The organism is Paenibacillus konkukensis, assembly GCF_023523925.1.
GTDB classification, from domain to species: Bacteria; Bacillota; Bacilli; order Paenibacillales; family NBRC-103111; genus Paenibacillus_S; species Paenibacillus_S doosanensis.
In genome coordinates, this window is sequence record NZ_CP027059.1 from 35,202 (window position 1) to 52,383 (window position 17,182).

At 53.6% G+C, this 17,182-nt stretch carries 15 protein-coding genes; 6 read left to right on the top strand and 9 right to left on the bottom strand.

All coding sequences use genetic code 11. The annotated features are described in order from the left end of the window. Positions 1–10: 10 nt before the first annotated feature. Positions 11–1,312: a helix-turn-helix domain-containing protein gene (locus tag SK3146_RS00135; RefSeq protein ID WP_249863149.1), complete on the bottom strand. Its 1,302-nt coding sequence runs from the start codon at positions 1,310–1,312 to the stop codon at positions 11–13. Positions 1,313–1,449: 137 nt separating this feature from the next. Between SK3146_RS00135 and uidA the strand changes: the two genes are divergently transcribed. After that, on the top strand, positions 1,450–3,246 hold the full coding sequence (uidA, locus tag SK3146_RS00140) for a beta-glucuronidase (protein WP_249863150.1): 1,797 nt from the start codon (positions 1,450–1,452) through the stop codon (positions 3,244–3,246). Positions 3,247–3,335: 89 nt separating this feature from the next. After that, positions 3,336–4,748, top strand: a complete 1,413-nt coding sequence (locus SK3146_RS00145; protein ID WP_249863151.1) for an MFS transporter — start codon at positions 3,336–3,338, stop codon at positions 4,746–4,748. An 82-nt stretch (positions 4,749–4,830) separates the two neighbouring features. Here SK3146_RS00145 and SK3146_RS00150 read toward each other — a convergent pair whose 3' ends face one another. Both SK3146_RS00150 and SK3146_RS00155 read right to left on the bottom strand, forming a co-directional pair. Then, the gene (locus SK3146_RS00150; protein ID WP_249863152.1) at positions 4,831–6,510 is read right to left on the bottom strand and encodes an ABC1 kinase family protein; all 1,680 of its coding nucleotides are present in this window, start codon (positions 6,508–6,510) and stop codon (positions 4,831–4,833) included. Beyond that, positions 6,507–6,854, bottom strand: coding sequence for a phasin family protein (locus SK3146_RS00155; protein WP_249863153.1), 348 nt, complete (start codon positions 6,852–6,854; stop codon positions 6,507–6,509). The genes SK3146_RS00150 and SK3146_RS00155 overlap by 4 nt, the downstream gene beginning before the upstream one ends. 339 nt (positions 6,855–7,193) lie before the next feature. Between SK3146_RS00155 and SK3146_RS00160 the strand changes: the two genes are divergently transcribed. From SK3146_RS00160 to SK3146_RS00175, 4 genes are all read left to right on the top strand, one after another. Then, positions 7,194–7,577: a GIY-YIG nuclease family protein gene (locus tag SK3146_RS00160; RefSeq protein WP_249863154.1), complete on the top strand. Its 384-nt coding sequence runs from the start codon at positions 7,194–7,196 to the stop codon at positions 7,575–7,577. Between the two features lie 52 nt (positions 7,578–7,629). Then, positions 7,630–9,009 carry an MATE family efflux transporter gene (locus SK3146_RS00165; RefSeq protein WP_249866534.1) on the top strand — a complete coding sequence of 460 codons (1,380 nt, stop codon included), beginning with the start codon at positions 7,630–7,632 and terminating at the stop codon, positions 9,007–9,009. Between the two features lie 27 nt (positions 9,010–9,036). Beyond that, the gene (locus SK3146_RS00170) at positions 9,037–9,942 is read left to right on the top strand and encodes an NAD(P)/FAD-dependent oxidoreductase (protein ID WP_249863155.1); all 906 of its coding nucleotides are present in this window, start codon (positions 9,037–9,039) and stop codon (positions 9,940–9,942) included. A gap of 361 nt (positions 9,943–10,303) precedes the next feature. Then, the gene (locus SK3146_RS00175; protein ID WP_249863156.1) at positions 10,304–11,215 is read left to right on the top strand and encodes an ATP-dependent DNA ligase; all 912 of its coding nucleotides are present in this window, start codon (positions 10,304–10,306) and stop codon (positions 11,213–11,215) included. Positions 11,216–11,271: 56 nt separating this feature from the next. On the opposite strand, the gene SK3146_RS00180 is transcribed toward SK3146_RS00175, so the two are convergent. From SK3146_RS00180 to SK3146_RS00205, 6 genes are all read right to left on the bottom strand, one after another. Next, positions 11,272–12,423 carry a Ger(x)C family spore germination protein gene (locus SK3146_RS00180; RefSeq protein ID WP_249863157.1) on the bottom strand — a complete coding sequence of 384 codons (1,152 nt, stop codon included), beginning with the start codon at positions 12,421–12,423 and terminating at the stop codon, positions 11,272–11,274. Then, positions 12,420–13,898: a spore germination protein gene (locus SK3146_RS00185; RefSeq protein WP_249863158.1), complete on the bottom strand. Its 1,479-nt coding sequence runs from the start codon at positions 13,896–13,898 to the stop codon at positions 12,420–12,422. The genes SK3146_RS00180 and SK3146_RS00185 overlap by 4 nt, the downstream gene beginning before the upstream one ends. Positions 13,899–13,900: 2 nt before the next feature. Further along, a complete protein-coding gene (locus SK3146_RS00190; protein WP_249863159.1) occupies positions 13,901–14,995 on the bottom strand; it encodes a GerAB/ArcD/ProY family transporter in 1,095 nt (364 codons plus the stop codon). Positions 14,996–15,200: 205 nt separating this feature from the next. Further along, the gene (locus SK3146_RS00195) at positions 15,201–15,890 is read right to left on the bottom strand and encodes an AIM24 family protein (RefSeq protein WP_249863160.1); all 690 of its coding nucleotides are present in this window, start codon (positions 15,888–15,890) and stop codon (positions 15,201–15,203) included. Beyond that, positions 15,887–16,306 (bottom strand): hypothetical protein, encoded by a 420-nt coding sequence (locus SK3146_RS00200; RefSeq protein WP_249863161.1) that lies wholly within the window; start codon positions 16,304–16,306, stop codon positions 15,887–15,889. Before SK3146_RS00200 ends, SK3146_RS00195 begins: the two co-directional genes overlap by 4 nt. 109 nt (positions 16,307–16,415) lie before the next feature. Beyond that, a complete protein-coding gene (locus SK3146_RS00205; protein ID WP_249863162.1) occupies positions 16,416–17,180 on the bottom strand; it encodes a sulfite exporter TauE/SafE family protein in 765 nt (254 codons plus the stop codon). Positions 17,181–17,182 lie beyond the last annotated feature (2 nt).

Genomic DNA, 17,182 nt, shown 5'->3' on the forward strand with positions numbered 1-17,182 from the left:
GGGAGGGCCTTCAAGGCTCTCCCTTTTTGTTCTTTTCCGAATTTCGGAATTCGGTTGGAGATATTCCTTCCTGCTTTTTAAACACGCGCGAGAAATAGCTCGCGTCCTCGAAGCCCACCTGCCATGCGATATCGTCAATAGAGCAAACCTCGGTCTTGAGCAAAAATTTGGCCTCGTTCAGCCGCAGCCGATGCTGGAATTCGGTTAAGGTCAGACCGGTCTCCCGCTTGAATATCCGCGAAAGATGAGAGGGGTGAACTTCGCAAGCATCCGCCAGCCGCCGCAGCTGCAGCGGCTTGTTATAATAGACGGCCAGATGCTGGACCGCGGTTTGCACCGTAGGGGAATACCGGGCCGTCGAGTGGGTTTGAACCAGATCGCAGTATTCGTCCAGCATTTGCCGGTTCAGCAGCTCCAGCACGGCGATCTTGTCGGCGCTCTCAATCCGGATGGCGAAATATTCGGAGGTCAGATGCAAATACAAGGAAGGGACTCCGCCTTTCTCCGCTGCGATTCGCAGTAAAGTGTTGTTGACGATGCTCGTATTTTTCAGGGCCCGTACAGGTTGTCCGGGAAAACGTTCGGAGAAGTCGAACAGATGACGGCTGCGTTCGATAATACGCTGCGCCTCCGCTTTATGACCCGATGCTACCGCATGGCTCAGCTTTTTCTGAATCCGGTAGCGCAGCCCGATCAGCTCCACTTGGTTATCGTCAGGCTCATGCAGCCGCGAAGCGCGACGGGCCCCTCCGCCGCTGGCCGCAGCGCTCCCCGGTGCCTCGACGACGTGCAGGGGCGCGTGCTCTATAGCATCCAACCGGTACAGCAGATTGGCCACCGTCTGAATTTGGGACGAGCTCATGATCTTCATATTTTGCATCAGTTTGTTCAAAACGATGGCGTTGGTGCGGTCGATGGCGCCGCCTTCGGCTGTTATTTTATCAGGAAGCTGTCTGAGGAACGGCCCGACGACTATAAGCGAGCTTTCGGCTTCGCATGGGCGAAGCGGAGCTGCAATGTACGTCAGTCCAAGCGATCCGGCATACAGAGAACAGCGCGAGGGTCCGCCTTGCGCAAGCGCAAGCTGCGCGTCGTCTCTTAAAGCGCGGTAACATTCCTCCTGTTGCTCAAGCAAAAAGTCGGGAAGCTCGATTCGCTCCAAATGAAATTGGACGGCGCCTTGCAGCGAGAGGACGCTCGTATTCATATCCGTCAGCCGGAATACCGTCATTCCGGCCAGCGACAATCGGGCTTCATGCCGGACGGTTTCATCCTCCCGTTCTTCCGAAGCTTCCGTCATTTTATGATTCATCCTATTTGCTCCTCTCGATCGGCATATTAGAAAGGATCAATATCATCCTATTATTGCAATTATAGTCCTAACGGATGTTTCCCAGGTTCAACTATAATACAAAAAGTAAGCACTTTCAAATAAGGAGTGGTGAGCTCATGTTATATCCGATCGTAACGGAGTCCCGCGCGGTTATCGACTTAAGCGGGATTTGGAACTTCAAGCTGGACGACGGCAAAGGATTCGAACACAAATGGTACGAAGCTAAGCTGGACAATCCGATTCGTATGGCGGTGCCTTCCTCTTATAACGATTTGGCCGTAGGCAAGGAAATCCGCGATCATGTCGGCTGGGTATGGTACGAGCGGGAATTCGCGGTCCCGGCGATGATTTCCTCCGAGCGCGTTGTACTGCGATTCGGCTCGGCGACGCATACGGCCAAGGTGTATGTGAACGGAATATTGGCGGCTGAGCATAAAGGCGGCTTTACCCCTTTCGAATGCGAGATCAATTCGCTGCTGGCTGCCGGCAAAAACCGGCTTACCGTCGCCGTCAACAACGTTTTGGACGAGAGCACGCTGCCGATCGGCATCTATTCGGAGAAGGAAGTGCCTGGACTCGGCAAAGTGGTTAAAAACTCGCCTAATTTTGATTTCTTCAACTATGCGGGTCTGCACCGGCCCGTTAAAATTTATACGACGCCGCGAACCTATGTCCGCGATATTACCGTTGTGACGCGTTACGAAGGAGATACCGGGTTCGCCGATTACGAGCTGGCTATCGAAGGCGACGCCGAAGCGCGGGTAAGCGTTCTGGACGAGAACGGCGCCAAGGCGGCGGACTTCAGCAGGGGAGCGCAGGGCACGGTCGAAATTGCCGGCGTCAAGCTGTGGGAACCGCAGGAAAGTTATTTATATACGCTAAAAGTCGAGCTGATGAAGGAGGAGCGTATCCTCGACGTATACGAGCAGCCCTTCGGCGTCCGTACCGTCGAAGTGAAGGATAGACAGTTTCTGATTAACGGCAAGCCGTTTTATTTCAAAGGCTTCGGCAAGCATGAAGACGCTCCTGTGCACGGGAGGGGAATGGACGAAGCGGTGAACGTCAAAGATTTCCAGTTGATGAAATGGCTTGGAGCGAATTCCTTCCGGACGTCTCATTATCCGTATTCGGAAGAGCTGATGCGGCTGGCTGACAAGGAAGGGATTGTCGTTATCGATGAGACGCCGGCCGTCGGCCTGCATTTGAGCTTTATGACCATGTTCACCGGAGGAGAACGGCGCAGCACCTGGTCGAATGTAACGACCTTGGAGCATCACAAAGATGTGATTAGGGAACTGATTGCCAGGGATAAAAATCATCCGTGCGTGGTGATGTGGTCGCTGGCGAACGAGGCGGCTACGGAGGAAGAAGGAGCTTACGATTATTTTGCGCCGCTCGCCGATTTGGCCAAAGAGCTCGATCCGCAAAAAAGACCTATTACGATCGTCACCCACCAAATGGCGACGCCGGAGAAATGTCAGGTCTCCGACCTCGTCGACGTGCTTGCCTTGAACCGGTACTACGGCTGGTATTTCGAACCGGGCAGCCTGGATACGGCCAAAGCTTATTTGCGTCAAGAACTGCAGGGCTGGCAAAGCCGCTGCCCCGGCAAACCGGTTATTTTCACCGAGTACGGCGCGGACACGATCGCCGGTTTCCACGACGTCGATTCCGTCATGTTTACCGAGGAATATCAGGCCGAATATTTGCAGGCGAATCATCAGGTATTCGACGAATTCGAGCATGTGATCGGCGAGCAGGTATGGAATTTTGCCGATTTTCAGACGAGTCAGGGAATCATGAGGGTTCAGGGGAATAAAAAGGGGATTTTTACCCGCGAACGCAAACCGAAATATGCGGCTTACGAGCTGCGCAGCAGATGGTCGTCGATTCCCAATTACTACTATAAATAAGCAGTTCCATTGCGGGGAGCCTAAGCCATATCTAAAAGTATGGTTCCCCGCAAAAACTCTATACTAATCCGACACGGGGGAACACACATATGAAAACACAGATGGAGTCGAATCGCCCGCAAGCTATATCACGGCAGCGGCGCCCGTTCGGCATGCGGGATAAGATCGGATATATGTTCGGGGATATGGGCAACGATATGTTTTTTGCTTTTATCGGCGGGTATTTAATGCTGTTTTATACCGATGTAGCCGGTATTGCAGGGGCGACCGCGGGGATCATTCTTCTTGTGGCCCGGGTGCTGGACGCGTTGTTCGATGTAGGCTGGGGCGCCTTCGTCGATTCGCGAAAGCCGGGACCCCGGGGGAAGTTCAGACCTTATTTGCTCTACAGCGCCCTGCCGGTTACGGCGCTTGGCGTACTGACGTTCATAGCGCTGCCGCACTTAAGCGCGGGATGGAGGCTTGCCTATGCGGCGGTCACCTATATCGTATGGGGCTTCGCTTACTCGACGATCAATATACCGTACGGCTCGCTCGCTTCGGTCATCACCTCCGACCCGGTGGAACGGACTTCGCTGTCCACCTTCAGGATGCTCGGCGCCTGCATCGCCAATTTGATTATTTTGGCGGCCGCTCCGGCTATCTTGTTCAGCCACGGGAAGACGCCTACCGCAGGAGGTTTTGTAACCGCTGCCGTTTTATTTGCCGTCATGGCGATTGTTTTTTATTTCTCCGCTTATGCTTTGACGACGGAACGGGTGCAGCCGCGCAAAACGACCTCTCATGAACAAGCAAGCTTAAGAAGCATCGTCAAAAGCTTTATGCGAAACCGCTCTCTGCTCGGACTGATGCTCGCTTCCTTCGGACTGCTGGTATCCTCGATGCTGACCTCCGCACTGCTGCCTTATTTGTTTAAAGATTATTTTCATAAGCCGGGTCTGATCTCGCTGGCCGGTTTCATGACGATGGGGGCCATGCTGGTCGTTATGCCGGTCTTATCGCCTCTGGTTAAGCGGTTCGGCAAAAAGGAATCCTCAATAGGAGGGCTTTCGATTGCCGTTATTGTAAACGCTTTTTTATTTATGCTGCCTATTTCTAATCCTTATGTGTATATTGCGCTCAGCTTCGTCTCGGGGATGGGAATGGCCTTCATGAACGTAATCGTCTGGGCCATGGTGTCGGATTGCATCGATTATCACGAGTATTTAACCGGCAAGAGAGAAGAGGGGACGGTTTACGCGGTGTATTCGTTAATGCGTAAAATCGGCCAAGCGGCGGCCGGAGGATTGGGAGGAGGATGTTTGGCGCTGATCGGATACGTGTCCGGAGCCGATGCGCAATCGGCGGAAGTAGCCAGAGGAATAAAAAGCGCGATTACGCTCGTGCCTGCGCTGGGCTCCTTGTTGTCGCTGGCCGCGATGCTCTTTATTTATCATTTGACGAAAAGCCGGGTAGCGGAATTAAATAAGCAGTTGACCAAACAAAGAGAAGCGCTGCGGTAGCGGCTTATATGAAATGAAAGCAGAACCGGGAGAGGGGCTGGATAGGGGGAGCGAAGCTCCCTGCCTTTTCCCTCTCTATGCATCAAAAACGGCCCGATTTGAAGATCGCATAGATCAGCCACAAAAACATCAGCGCCGCAATGCTGAATCCGATCTCGATAACCGGGAAATCCCATAGCAGCGTAGATTGCCGTCCAAGCGACGAGCCTATGATCAAACCGACCATAATAATGCTGAAGGCAAGCAGGACGATGCTGAAGGACAGCCGGTTGCTGATACGGTCAAGCTTAATCATCAGAGCGTCCAGCTCGGAGATCGAAATGTCGAGGTGAAGCTTGCCCTTCTTAACCATCCGAAGCAGATCGCGCAGCTTCGACGGCATGTCGGTCAACAATTCCGCGTATTGCCCGAGCTGCTGCCATACGTTCTCGGCCACATTGCCAGGGCTGAACCGCTCCGCGAACAGCTTGCGGCCGAACGGCTCGGCGATACTGACGACGCTGAAGGAAGGATCAAGCGAAGTAACTACGCCCTCCATCGTCAGCAGGGTTTTGCCGAGCAGCGTCAAATCCGAAGGAATGCGGATTCGATGCTCGTAGGCGACGCTGAGCAGATCGCTCACGGCTTCGCCGAGACTTAGTCTGCTCAGCGGCACATCGTAATATTTCTCCCGCAGCTCGTCGATATCCGCACGCAAGCTGTCCATGTCTACTTCCTCCGGGATGATGCCGATGCCGTCGATCGCCTTGATAACGCCTTCCGTGCTGTTGCGCCGCAGGGCGATGACGAGCGAGGCAAAATGGTATTTGATCATCGGCGTCAGCCGGCCGACCATTCCAAAGTCGATAAGCCCGATCACTTCCCCGGGCAGCACCATAATATTCCCCGGATGCGGGTCCGCATGAAAATATCCGTCGACGAAAATTTGCTGAAACAGCGTCCGCGCTATCCGCTCCGAGATCGTCTTGCGATCGTAACCGTGCTTCTCCAGCTGCTCCGTCTCCGTTATTTTGACCCCTTCAAGGTAATCCATCGTCAGAACGTTCCTGCTCGTAAAGTCCCAGTAAATATTCGGAAACCGGACATGCGGGTTCCGCTCCGCAGCCTTGCCCATCCGCTGGGCATTGCGGCCCTCATTCGTATAATCCAGCTCGGCCCGCAGCGATTGAGACAATTCGTACACCATATCCCGCACCTGATATTTGGCGGCCCATTCGATACGATGCTCGGCGAGCCGGGCGAGATCCTCCAATATTTCCAGGTCCGTCTCCACGACGGAGCGGATGTTCGGTCGCTGAATTTTGACGGCGACTTTCTCCCCGCTGTGCAGCCGGGCAAGGTGAACTTGTCCGATTGAAGCGGCAGCCATCGGCGTCTCCGCGAATTCGGCGAACAGCTTATCGAGCGGATCGCCGAATTCGTTCTCAAGCACCTCGCGCGCCTGCTCGAACGGGAAGGGAGGGACCTGATCCTGCAGCTTGATCAGCTCGGCGATAATGTCCGCGGGAATCAGGTCCGGGCGCGTGCTGGCGATTTGGCCGATTTTGATAAACGTGGGACCAAGCTCCTCCAGCGACATGCGGACCCGCTCGCCGATAGAGCGGGAGCGGGTATCGCGCCTTTCCTTGAGCCCGATGCGGGTTCCTGAAAGAAGATCGGGAAGTCCGAGATCCTTGATCAGGAAGCCGAAGCCGTTTCTGCCGAACGCCTTGGCGATGTCGTGGTATCGCTGCAGATGCCGGAATTTACGACCCAGACTCATAGCTCGGACGGAGGAGGAAGCTGTCCCGGACCTTTGGTCTGCCCTTCCAGCTCGGCCACTCTTCTTTCGAGCTCGCCTATACGCTGCGTCAGCCGGACATAGTCGTCTTTGGTCGTCAGATTCATCTCGTGCAGCGCCTGCCGGATATATCCGCGAACCTTCGTTTCCAGGGAAGATTGCGCTTCCTGGCCTTTACGGACCAGCTCATCGACGAATTGCTGGGATTCCGCTTTGTTCAGCTCTCCTTTTTTCACAAGCTCGTCAACGAATTTCTCCGCTTGCTCTTTGCTTGCTACGGCAAATCCGAGTCCAAGGGAAACCGCTTTTCCAAACAGATCTTTCATCCCAAATCCCTCCTGCGAATTGTATGTATAGGTTGATTTTACCACAGTGAAATCGAAACGCCAAAGGCGATCCCGGGCATCCGGCGAAGAGCCCGAAAATAAGCTTGCTCCGATATTGGGCGGGGAGCGCTGCCGGATGGATGCCTGCGGCAAATCCCCGGCGGGACCGGCGGAGGAAAAATGCATAAATGAGAAAAATGTTGTAAAATTATAAACAAAAATATATAATGTCTAGGTAATTATAGACGTATGTCGAAAATGGTTGTGATGAATTGCGCGGCTGCATGACCATGAGTACACGCGAGCTGTAATAATGCCAGGAACCGGGAGGGGACCGCAATGGATCAAAAGAAAAAGAAAGAGCTGGCCAATCAATATGTCCAGACACATCGTCAAATGGGCGTCTACCAATTAAAAAATAAGGCAAACGGCAAAATATGGCTCGGCAGCAGCATGGATTTAAACGGCATGAACAACCGGCTGCAGTTTCAACTGAATATGAACACCCACGTTAACAAAGCGCTTCAGGAAGACTGGAAGCGTTACGGAGCGGAGCAGTTTTCCTTCGAGATTGTGGAGCAAATCAAACCGCGCGAGGAATTTGTGCAAAGTCCGGACGAATTGGAGAAATATAAAGAAGAACTCGCCTGTATGGAACAGCTGTGGTTTGAAGAGCTTCAGCCTTACGGGGAACGGGGCTACAATAAAAGGCCGGTAAAATAATGAAAAACGGCAAACAGAAAAGGAGCTTTTGAAAGTGAACTCGGATCAAGCGATGAAGCAGCCGCAGGACGCGGGGAAACCCGCACCGTCCTTATGGCGTTCCATATCGATATTTTTAATCCCTTTGATGCTCAGCAATGTGATGCAGTCCATCGGGCAGTTGGCCGGCAGCATTATTGTCGGCCGCTGGCTGGGCGTGGACGCGCTTGCAGCAATTTCGGCGTTTTTTCCGTTATTTTTTCTGCTTATTTCCTTCTGCATCGGCATAGGGTCTGGCAGCTCGATTTTGATCGGCCAGGCGTATGGAGCCGGGAACATGGAGCGGATGAAAGCGATCGTCGGGACGACGCTGACCTTCACTTTTATCGTCGGCGTCGTGCTGGCTATCCTCGGCGGCGTATTTACCTGGGATGTGCTGCGTCTCGTCGGGACGCCTGACAATATTATCGCGGTTAGCGTACATTATGCACGGATATTGCTCTTGTCCTTACCGGTGATGTTCTTATATTTCGTGTACACGACCTTCATGCGCGGAACAGGGGATTCCAAATCGCCGTTTTATTTTTTGATCGTCAGTACGGTTCTCAATTTGGCGCTGCTGCCTATCCTGATCTTCGGCTGGCTGGGACTGCCCAAACTCGGCATCTACGGCTCCGCCTATGCGACCGTGGTATCCACGCTGCTCACTTTCGTCGTCATGCTCGTCTATTTAAGCAAAACCGGGCATCCGCTGCAGTTCGACGCCTCGGTCCGCAAGTATCTCCGTATGGACGGCGCTCTGCTGAAGCTATTATTGCGTCTAGGGATTCCTTCCAGCGTCAATATGGTGTTGGTTTCCTTATCCGAGATCGCCGTTATATCGCTGGTTAACGGATACGGGTCGGATGCGACCGCAGCATACGGAGCCGTCAATCAGGTTGCCAGCTACGTGCAGATGCCGGCGATCAGCCTCGGAATTACGGTATCCATATTCGCCGCGCAGGCTATAGGAGCGAACCGGACGGATCGGTTGAAGCAGGTAATTAAGGTCGGCATTCTGCTGAATTATCTCATCGGCGGCGCGGTTATTTTCCTCGTTTACGTATTTTCGCAAACCATTTTGTCCTGGTTTTTGACCAGCGAGCATACAATGGAAATAGCGCATCATTTGCTGATGATCACGTTATGGAGTTACCTCGTTTTTGGCCATGCCCAAATTATTACCGCGACGATGCGAGCCAGCGGCACGGTGCTGTGGCCGACGCTGATCAGCATCGTATCGATCTGGCTGGTCGAGGTGCCGGTCGCCTTTTATTTATCCCGTTACACGGGACTTGGCATACAGGGGATATGGATCGGTTATCCCGCGGCATTTATCGTCAGTCTTATCCTCCAGTACGCATACTATTTGACTGTATGGAAGAAGAAGCGGATTTCAAGATTGATCGAATAGACGGGGGGCAAAGGGGAGAAACGCTGTATGCTGCTCGATTGCGTTATTGTCGGCGGAGGCCCCGCCGGCTTGAATGCCGCTCTTGTGTTGGGAAGGGCGCGTCGAAACGTCTTGCTGTTCGATAATAACAAGCCGCGCAACGCGGTGACTCATGAATCGCACGGATTTCTGACCCGGGACGGCGTCAAGCCGGAGCAATTTCGTAGAATCGCTCACGAGGAAATTATGAAATATCCGTCCGTGCGCATGAAACAGGCGACCGTAACGGACATTCGGCATCATGGCGGCGGGTTTGAAATTACGGCGCAGTCCGGAGAGCGCGCAGCCGCCCGCAAGCTGATATTGGCTACAGGGCTTAGAGAGGAATTTCCGCCTATTGCCGGCTTTACCCAGTTCTATGGCCGCAGCCTGTTTAATTGTCCTTATTGCGACGGCTGGGAGCTTCGGGATAGGCCGCTTGTCGTCGTATCCGAGGGCGCCAATCTGTTTCACAGCGCCATGCTGATTTATAATTGGAGCCGCAATCTTCTCTTGTGTACGAACGGCCGCGCCGTGCTTTCTTTCGATCAGAAGCAGGCTTTGGAACGGAAAGGGCTGCTGGTGATCGAGCAGCCGATCGCCGCCTTTGAAGGGACGGACGGCCAACTGGAGAAGGTGCGGTTCCAGGACGGCAGCGCCGTGGCAAGAGCGGGCGGCTTCGTCACGCCCCATTGGATTCAAGCCGCTCCTTTCGGCGCCAGACTCGGCTGCGCTACGAGCGAGCTGGGCGGCTTCGTCACCGACGCCTTCGGCCGCACCAACGTAAAAGGCGTGTACGCCGCAGGAGATACTTCTGTCGTCGCGCCGTCGCAGCTGGTCATTGCCGCGGCGGAAGGCAGCCGGGCTGCGATCGGTGTGAACGGGGACCTGTCGTTCGAGGAATATACCTATTAATTAAAGTACTGGATTTTACAAGTCTGAAGCGTTTGCCGCTTGAGGCTTTTTTTGTTGTTTAGGAAATGATGCGCAGCCATTTCCTGTGGATATCCGTGGGCTCCCCCCTAAAGTAATGTCTACCCATAGAAGATCCCAGCGGAATGGTTAGACGCCGATCCAGCTTAGGCTGGATGCGGACGGAATAAGCTTCTGAGCATCACGTCACTTTTGGGGGATTTGTCCCCGGTTTCCGCATGCCGAAACCGGTGAGGGAAGCGGATGGGCGTGGCAGCGCTTCAATCGTTGCCAACCGCCGTTTTCAAAGCGCGGGGTTAAGATCATGAACTTTTTGGAAAAATGAAAGGGGGAGGTGATAACTGTGCTGTTATTCGCGCCGCTCAAGCCTATGACCGCCGGAAGAGTGCCGGAGCCGTTCGATGACGAGAATACGATTTTCGAGCCCAAATGGGACGGGCAGCGAATACTGCTGCATAAGCAGGGGAAGCGTATCGAAGCTTTTACCCGCAGAGGAATGAATGTCACCGCGAAATTTCCCGAGCTGCAGGAAGCGTGCGCATCCATCCAATCGGATACGGCGATTGTGGACTGCGAAGGCATCGTGATGAGAGGAGAACGGGCGGTCTTCGACGATTTCACCTACAGGCTGCGGATCAGTCAAGCCGCCAAAATCCGTACGGCAGTTCTTACTCACCCGGTAACATTCGTAGCATTCGATCTGCTTATGTCTGCCCGCGAGCATTTGAACGAACCGTTAACGGAGCGCAAACGGCGTCTCGGCGATATCATTAAGTCTAGCGGCTTGCTGATGCCGACATTGTCAGTACCTGTCAGAGGAAAAGCCTTATTCGAGCTGACGGAACGCCAGGGGATGGCGGGTATTGTCGCCAAACGGATGAGTTCGCGGTATCGTCTCGGGACGAAGAGCGAGGACTGGCTTCAGATCAACCATGTCCGAACGATCGACGTCATGATCCTGGGATACAGAACGAGCCCGTTCACGCTTGTCGCCGGGCTGAATTTCCGCACGGTGTCCAATAAGCCGGTCGGCCTTGTGGAACAGGAGATCGACGCGGAGGACAGGCAGAAGTTTTTGGAGCTGGCGGCCTCGCTCCATACGCACCGCGACGCCTTGACCCAGTGGATAGAGCCTTGTATCTGCTGCCGGATTCAATATGCGGAGAGAACGGACGCCCATCAGTTGATCGGAACCGTATTCCAGCAATTTCTGTGGAATAAGCCGGCTTCGGAATGTGTGTGGCAGCCGCGATGAGCCGCGGCGCATGTTCCATGCACAACCGCCGCGGCTCATGCGGTTTTTTGTCATTGTTAATTTTGCCTTCCCTTGTATTTGCCCGTATGAAGCAGCTCTACCTGGACGTGAATTTGCTTCAAGGAGTCCTCCTCCAGGATAAATTCCCGGCTCTGGTGCAGCTCATGCCATTTATCGGGATACTCGCGGTACAGCGATTGATCAAGCTTTAGCACGTCGGACCGGATTTGCAGTCCCTTTTTATAGGTGTATCGGATTTGCTGTTCGACGACCTTGGACGCTTGCTTCTCGATTTCCTTCTCCGGTATTTCCTTGGCGAGCTCGTCCAAATAGGCTTCGATTTTCAATCGGATGTTGTAATACGGCTTGCCGTTTTCGAACACCGGTTTAATTTTGGCGGTAGGATGGAGAAGAACGACGGCCGCGCTGGGATTGCGCTCGTTCGGAATCATTATAGGGGAGCGTTCCAGCTTTCGTTGCAGCCACCGGTATCCTTGGAGATCGCTCTCCGATAACCAGCCTATCATCTGCTGTTTCCGAAAAAAATAAGCCCCGTTAATTTTCAGCATCGACTTGACCTTATAGTCTTCTCTCCAGCCTTCTTTATCGATAGTCAGGGAGGGAAGCATCGCCGGATTGCCGGCTTCGTTGTATTGGGCGATAAGCTTGAAGCCGTACACAGGCAAAATATAGGAGCGCTGAGAAAAAATTTGAGCCGGCGTATACATGATCGTATCCAGCGGGGAAAGGTTCAAGATCGATTTCTGGGCAAAAATGTCCTGCAGCGGCTCCTTCGTTCCGTAAAGCAAAATGTTATATCTGATTTCGCGGTACCGGTTGAGCATGTCATAGGCTTCTTTCATCCGATCTCCGCGGTGAAGGATGTTTTCGGTGCACACGATCGCCTTGACATGACCCCAGAAAACCCGGATTTGCGAGGTGGCGTAAATGGCGTTGAACGATTCCGTCACGGTCTTGCCTTCTCCCCGGCCGATCCACACCGGTATCACGTTGCCGATCTGGGAATTTTCCGTTTTGGCGACGTTGGAAAAGTTCAGCACTTGCACGTAGGTGATATACTTGCCATCTTGATAGTCCAGCCCGAGCGCCGTCACATAGGCCATATTTTGAATATCCTTGGAATTCCAGCATCCTGTCAGAGAGAGTACGCACAGCAGACATCCAAGCAGCAGTTTCAGTTTGCTCACTTATGTTCCTCTCCTTGATGATCGGAGTCCTGCGTGTCCAAGGTTTGCGGCCTGGTGCGCATATGATTCCACGGTACCCTCATAAAGGCTTTGAACAAATCCTTGACATGCAGCGGCGATATCGGCGCGAGATAGGGAACGCCGAACGACTGCAGCTTGGACAAGTAAAACATCAACAGGATGATGCTGAGGATCAATCCGAACATGCCCAGCACCGAAGCGATGATAAACGATCCGATACGGATAATTCCCACCATCGTGCTCAGCGTCTGATTGACCAAGGTCGATCCGGATACGGCCGTAATCGCGCCGACAACAACGACCGAAGGCGAGACCAAGCCCGCTCTGATAGCGGCGTCCCCGATAACCAACCCGCCGACGACGGTAAGGATTTGGCCGATGGAGCTGGGGAGCCGTACGCCCGCTTCGCGGAATATTTCGAGCAGCAGCAGAAGGACGATCATTTCCATTTGTGCGGAGAATGGCAGCCCCAGACGCGTTACGGAAATGGTGGCCATCAGTCGGAACGGAACCTGATCTTGATGAAAGGCGGCTATAGCCACCCAAAATCCGGGCAAAAAAATCGACAGCCAGAAGCAGAACAGCCGGATGAGCCGCGCGAAGGAAATATACTGGAAGCTGAAATGAATGTCCTCCGGCGATTTCATGATGAGAGAGAAGGAAGCCGGGCCGATAAGAACGAACGGGTTGCCGTCGACGACGATAACGAATCTTCCCGCCAGCAGGGCGCTTACGACGTAATCCGGCCTCCCGGTGAAATCAAGCAGAGGCAGCAGCGAATATTTCACATCGGCCAGCTTGTCCTCCAACTGACCGATGCTGTATATACCGTCGACATCGATCTTATCCAGCCGTTTGCGCACCTCGCCCAGCACTTGCGGCGAGATAATATCGTAGATGTATAGCAACCCGACTTTGGTTCGCGTCCTTCGGCCCATGATCCTCGTCTCGTAATGAAGACAATTGCTGCGGATCCGCTTGCGAATGAGCGCGACATTGGTCGTAATATCCTCGACGAAGCCGTCCTTCGGCCCCTTGATCGATATTTCCGTCGTCGATTCCTCCGGCGTTCGTCCCGGCGGGTTGCAGATGTTGAGCTTGTATAAGGACCGGGTATGCTGGAAAAAAAGCAGAAGGTCTCCCTGGAAAACCGCGTCCGTCAATTGTTCTTCGTTCATATTGCGATCGAGCGCGATTAAGGGCAAAGAGCCGTAAAAGTCCCCGCTGTGCATGGAGTTGAAGCTGGAGGAGCGATAGTAGGAAAGCAGCTCCGGGAGCACGGTTTTGCCGATCTGGACCGCATCGCACAGTCCCTCGGCATAGATCATCATCATACGCGAGCCTTCACTTGGGTCCACCTGATGGATCTGGACCTGGACATCGGCCGAATCGGCGAATAGATCGCGCAAGGCTTGCTCCGTCCATGCGGAAGAAGCTTCTGAATTTTGCGGCATCCTCATGTGCGATTCTCCTTTACTCCTTTGCTGAGCAATGCTATGACCGCCCATATAATGGTGATAACGAGTATGACGGACAGGGAGCCGGGGAAATAGAAATGATACATCCACATGTAAAAATCGTTTTGATTCAACGGGACGAGCGACATTAGAATGTAGCAGAGAGAAACTCCCATGATGAAGCGGTTGCGTGTCTTGGGCTTTTTAAGCGGCATCAGATCGGCCAGCAGGAAGAGGGCGAGACTGATTCGTACGCAAGCGCCCGAAAGCCATTGATAGACGGACAGGAAATCGACATGCTCGAAATAATTGCCCAATTTCACAAGACGCCATTGCTCATAAGGAGAGATCATCTGCTTGGCGGCCTCGACGGGACCGAATTCGGTAATGCCTCCAACGAGGGGGCCGAGCATTATATATACCATCAGGAAAGCGAGAATCAGAAACTTCCATGTCTTTACTGCGCTCTTCAACTGATGCTGCATAACGAGAATGACGATCAGCTCGGCAAAGCCCCCTCCAGCGAACAGCATGCCGTCCATAACCGGCTTCCAGCCGAATTCCAGGATAGGCTTCAGCAGATTGTAGTCCTTCTCGGGGGAGTTGGAGACGGCGACGAATATGCCGAGCAGCACGACGGTAGGCAGCAGTATTCCTGAGCCTATGGCAATCGCCCGGATGCCGATCGTCGCAGGGTACATACAGACGAGCACCAGCGAGGCGTTCAGAACGATTTTGGGAGTTGCGGGCAAATAGTTGGTAATGGTCCAAATGGTCGTATGTACAGCGGTCAGTCCGCCGATTATAAACAGCTGCAGGGCGATGGGAATAATCAATATCCACGAAATAAAAGAGTTGGTTTGCCGGGCAAGCCAGGGTTGGAGCTTCTGCTGCCCGGATTTTTTGGCGATATAGGTGACCAGCAAACACCAGGGAAAGAACAGGAATGCAGTGACGATTACGCTGATCCAGGCGTCACGGCCGGAAGCGTCCAAAATCATCGGATTCACGATGACGTGATTCGTCAGCCCGTTCATAAGCATCAGGATCATAGCTGCTTGTAAGAAAGTAATTTTGCCGTTGTTAGCATTCATATCCGTTTCCCGCCCGCAGAGTCTTGTACTGCTCCGTATGTCCGAAATTCCAGCAGTCATTTCGAGTAAAATCGTTCCAGTTCACCCGTACCTTATAGTGTCCAGTTGGCACGGGGGTATTCAGGGAAGGAAGGGAGCGATGCGGAAAAAGCCGCGCAGAGACTGGCTCTGCGCGGCTAATCGTCATATGTCCGTTAGACGGAGTTTACTTGATAAAGACGCTGCCGAAGGGGATCACTTCCCGCAAAATGCGTTTCACCACATTATCGTCCTGCAGACGATCGATCAGCTCGGCATCCCTGTGGCCCGTCTGAATGAGAACCGGTCCGCTGCCGGTCAGCCGCCACTGCACGTTCATATGCTGGCTGGCCAAGGGATTGCCATAAACGGACAACTCAATCGAGGCGGCTTGCGGATAAGCGACCAAGGCGCTTTTGTCTACGAATATCGGCTTATCGGGATGCAGCTGAAGCACGGCCAGATCGCCCGCGGTCAAAATTCCGATGCTGCCGATGCCTGAGAAGCGAATGCGCACGAGATCCTTCGTAATCCAGGCGGTGCGCATTTTTTGAACGACGCTTTTGGTTGCCAGCGATTCGGAGAAATACATGATGTTTCGCAGATCGAACAGCAGCTCTTCCCGATCCGCAATATCGACGGTAGTTAGCGAACAGCCCGGCGGGAGCCCCAGAATCATATCGCACGGGCCTTGCAGCAAAGAACGAATCCATCTCTTTTTATGATAGGCGCTCGATAAGTTCATAAGCTGATCCTGCCGCTGATGCGGCATTCCCCGATAAGCGAGGATAGACTTGGGATGCAGCACGATCAGCGATTCGTCGGACTCCAGAGCGAGGCTGACATGGCCGAGAGGCGGGGGAGCGGACACTCTCATGATCCGAACATCCCTCCGTTATGCTGCTTTTGCTTGCGCCATGCGCTATAACGCCATAAGCGGATCGACAGGATGTAGGCGGCAATCAGACCGGCGACAATGGCCGCCGCACCGACGGCATTGCGCTTGAGCGATGCGCGTTCTTCGCTCATCTGCTCCAATTGCTTCGTCAATTCCGAATTTTTCAATGCGAGCTCTTCGGAATACCGCTGCATGTCCAGCAGCTTCTGCTGCTGCTCACTCAGCTTTTGGGCGGCCTCATCGTATTGATCTTGAAGCTCGTTCAGCTTATCAGGCATGTTATAAATATCTTTCACTTTGTCGAAAATACCGGCTTGGACAGGGCTCGCCGCACAAAATCCGAGAGAATACACGAGGAAACCGATCCCGCATAGGAAAGGAAACAGCTTACGCATAGGTCCCTCCTTATGAATTAGATGAATAACACTATTTTACAGCATTCTTCGACAAAGCGCCATGCTTGTCCCAGGACCGCTCTGCAAAAAAAAGGAAGGGACGAGTCCTTCAAGAGCGTATCATGAGCAGCAAAGCGCCGATGGAAGGCATGGCGATCATAGCGGTCTTCAGCACGCCGAGCGGAACGCGGCTCGTGAATTTGGCGCCGATGTATGAGCCTATCATCGATCCGACCACAACCTGAATCAGCAGCGGAATATCCAGGTAGCCCATCTGATAGTACCCGGCGCCTCCGGCCAGCGCGATCGGTATAATGACCAGCATGGTCGTGCCCGCCGCTTGCCGGATGGAGAGGCCGAGCAGAATGATCATTCCGATCTGGATAAAAGGCGTCGAACCGATTCCGAAAAAGCCCGACATCGCGCCGGTAACGGCTCCGATGGCCGCCGATGCAAGCCAGAAGCGGACACCCGATTCCCGGAGAGGCCGTCCGCCGTTTTGGGATGCGCGGCTCGTCATCGTCATGCGAATCCAGAGCAATAGCGACGAGAGAAACAGCATCCCCGCGGTCATCCACATCAGATGCTCGGCAGGGACGTAGGCGGAATAGCCCGAGCTGATCCATGCTCCCGCGGCTCCCGTAATGCCGATAACGATACCCGGCTTCACAGCAACATTCCCTTCGCGGTAGTGACTGAATGCGCCGGATAACGTCGTAAACACCATCGCGGCGAGCGACGTGCCGAGAGCCGTATGAATCGAAAAGCCGAAAGCGGTGCTGAGCATCGCTATAATAAAACCGGAGCCGCCCGCTCCGACAAATCCGAGCAGAAGTCCGACGACAAGCATGGACAATATAATTGAAATTCCCATCC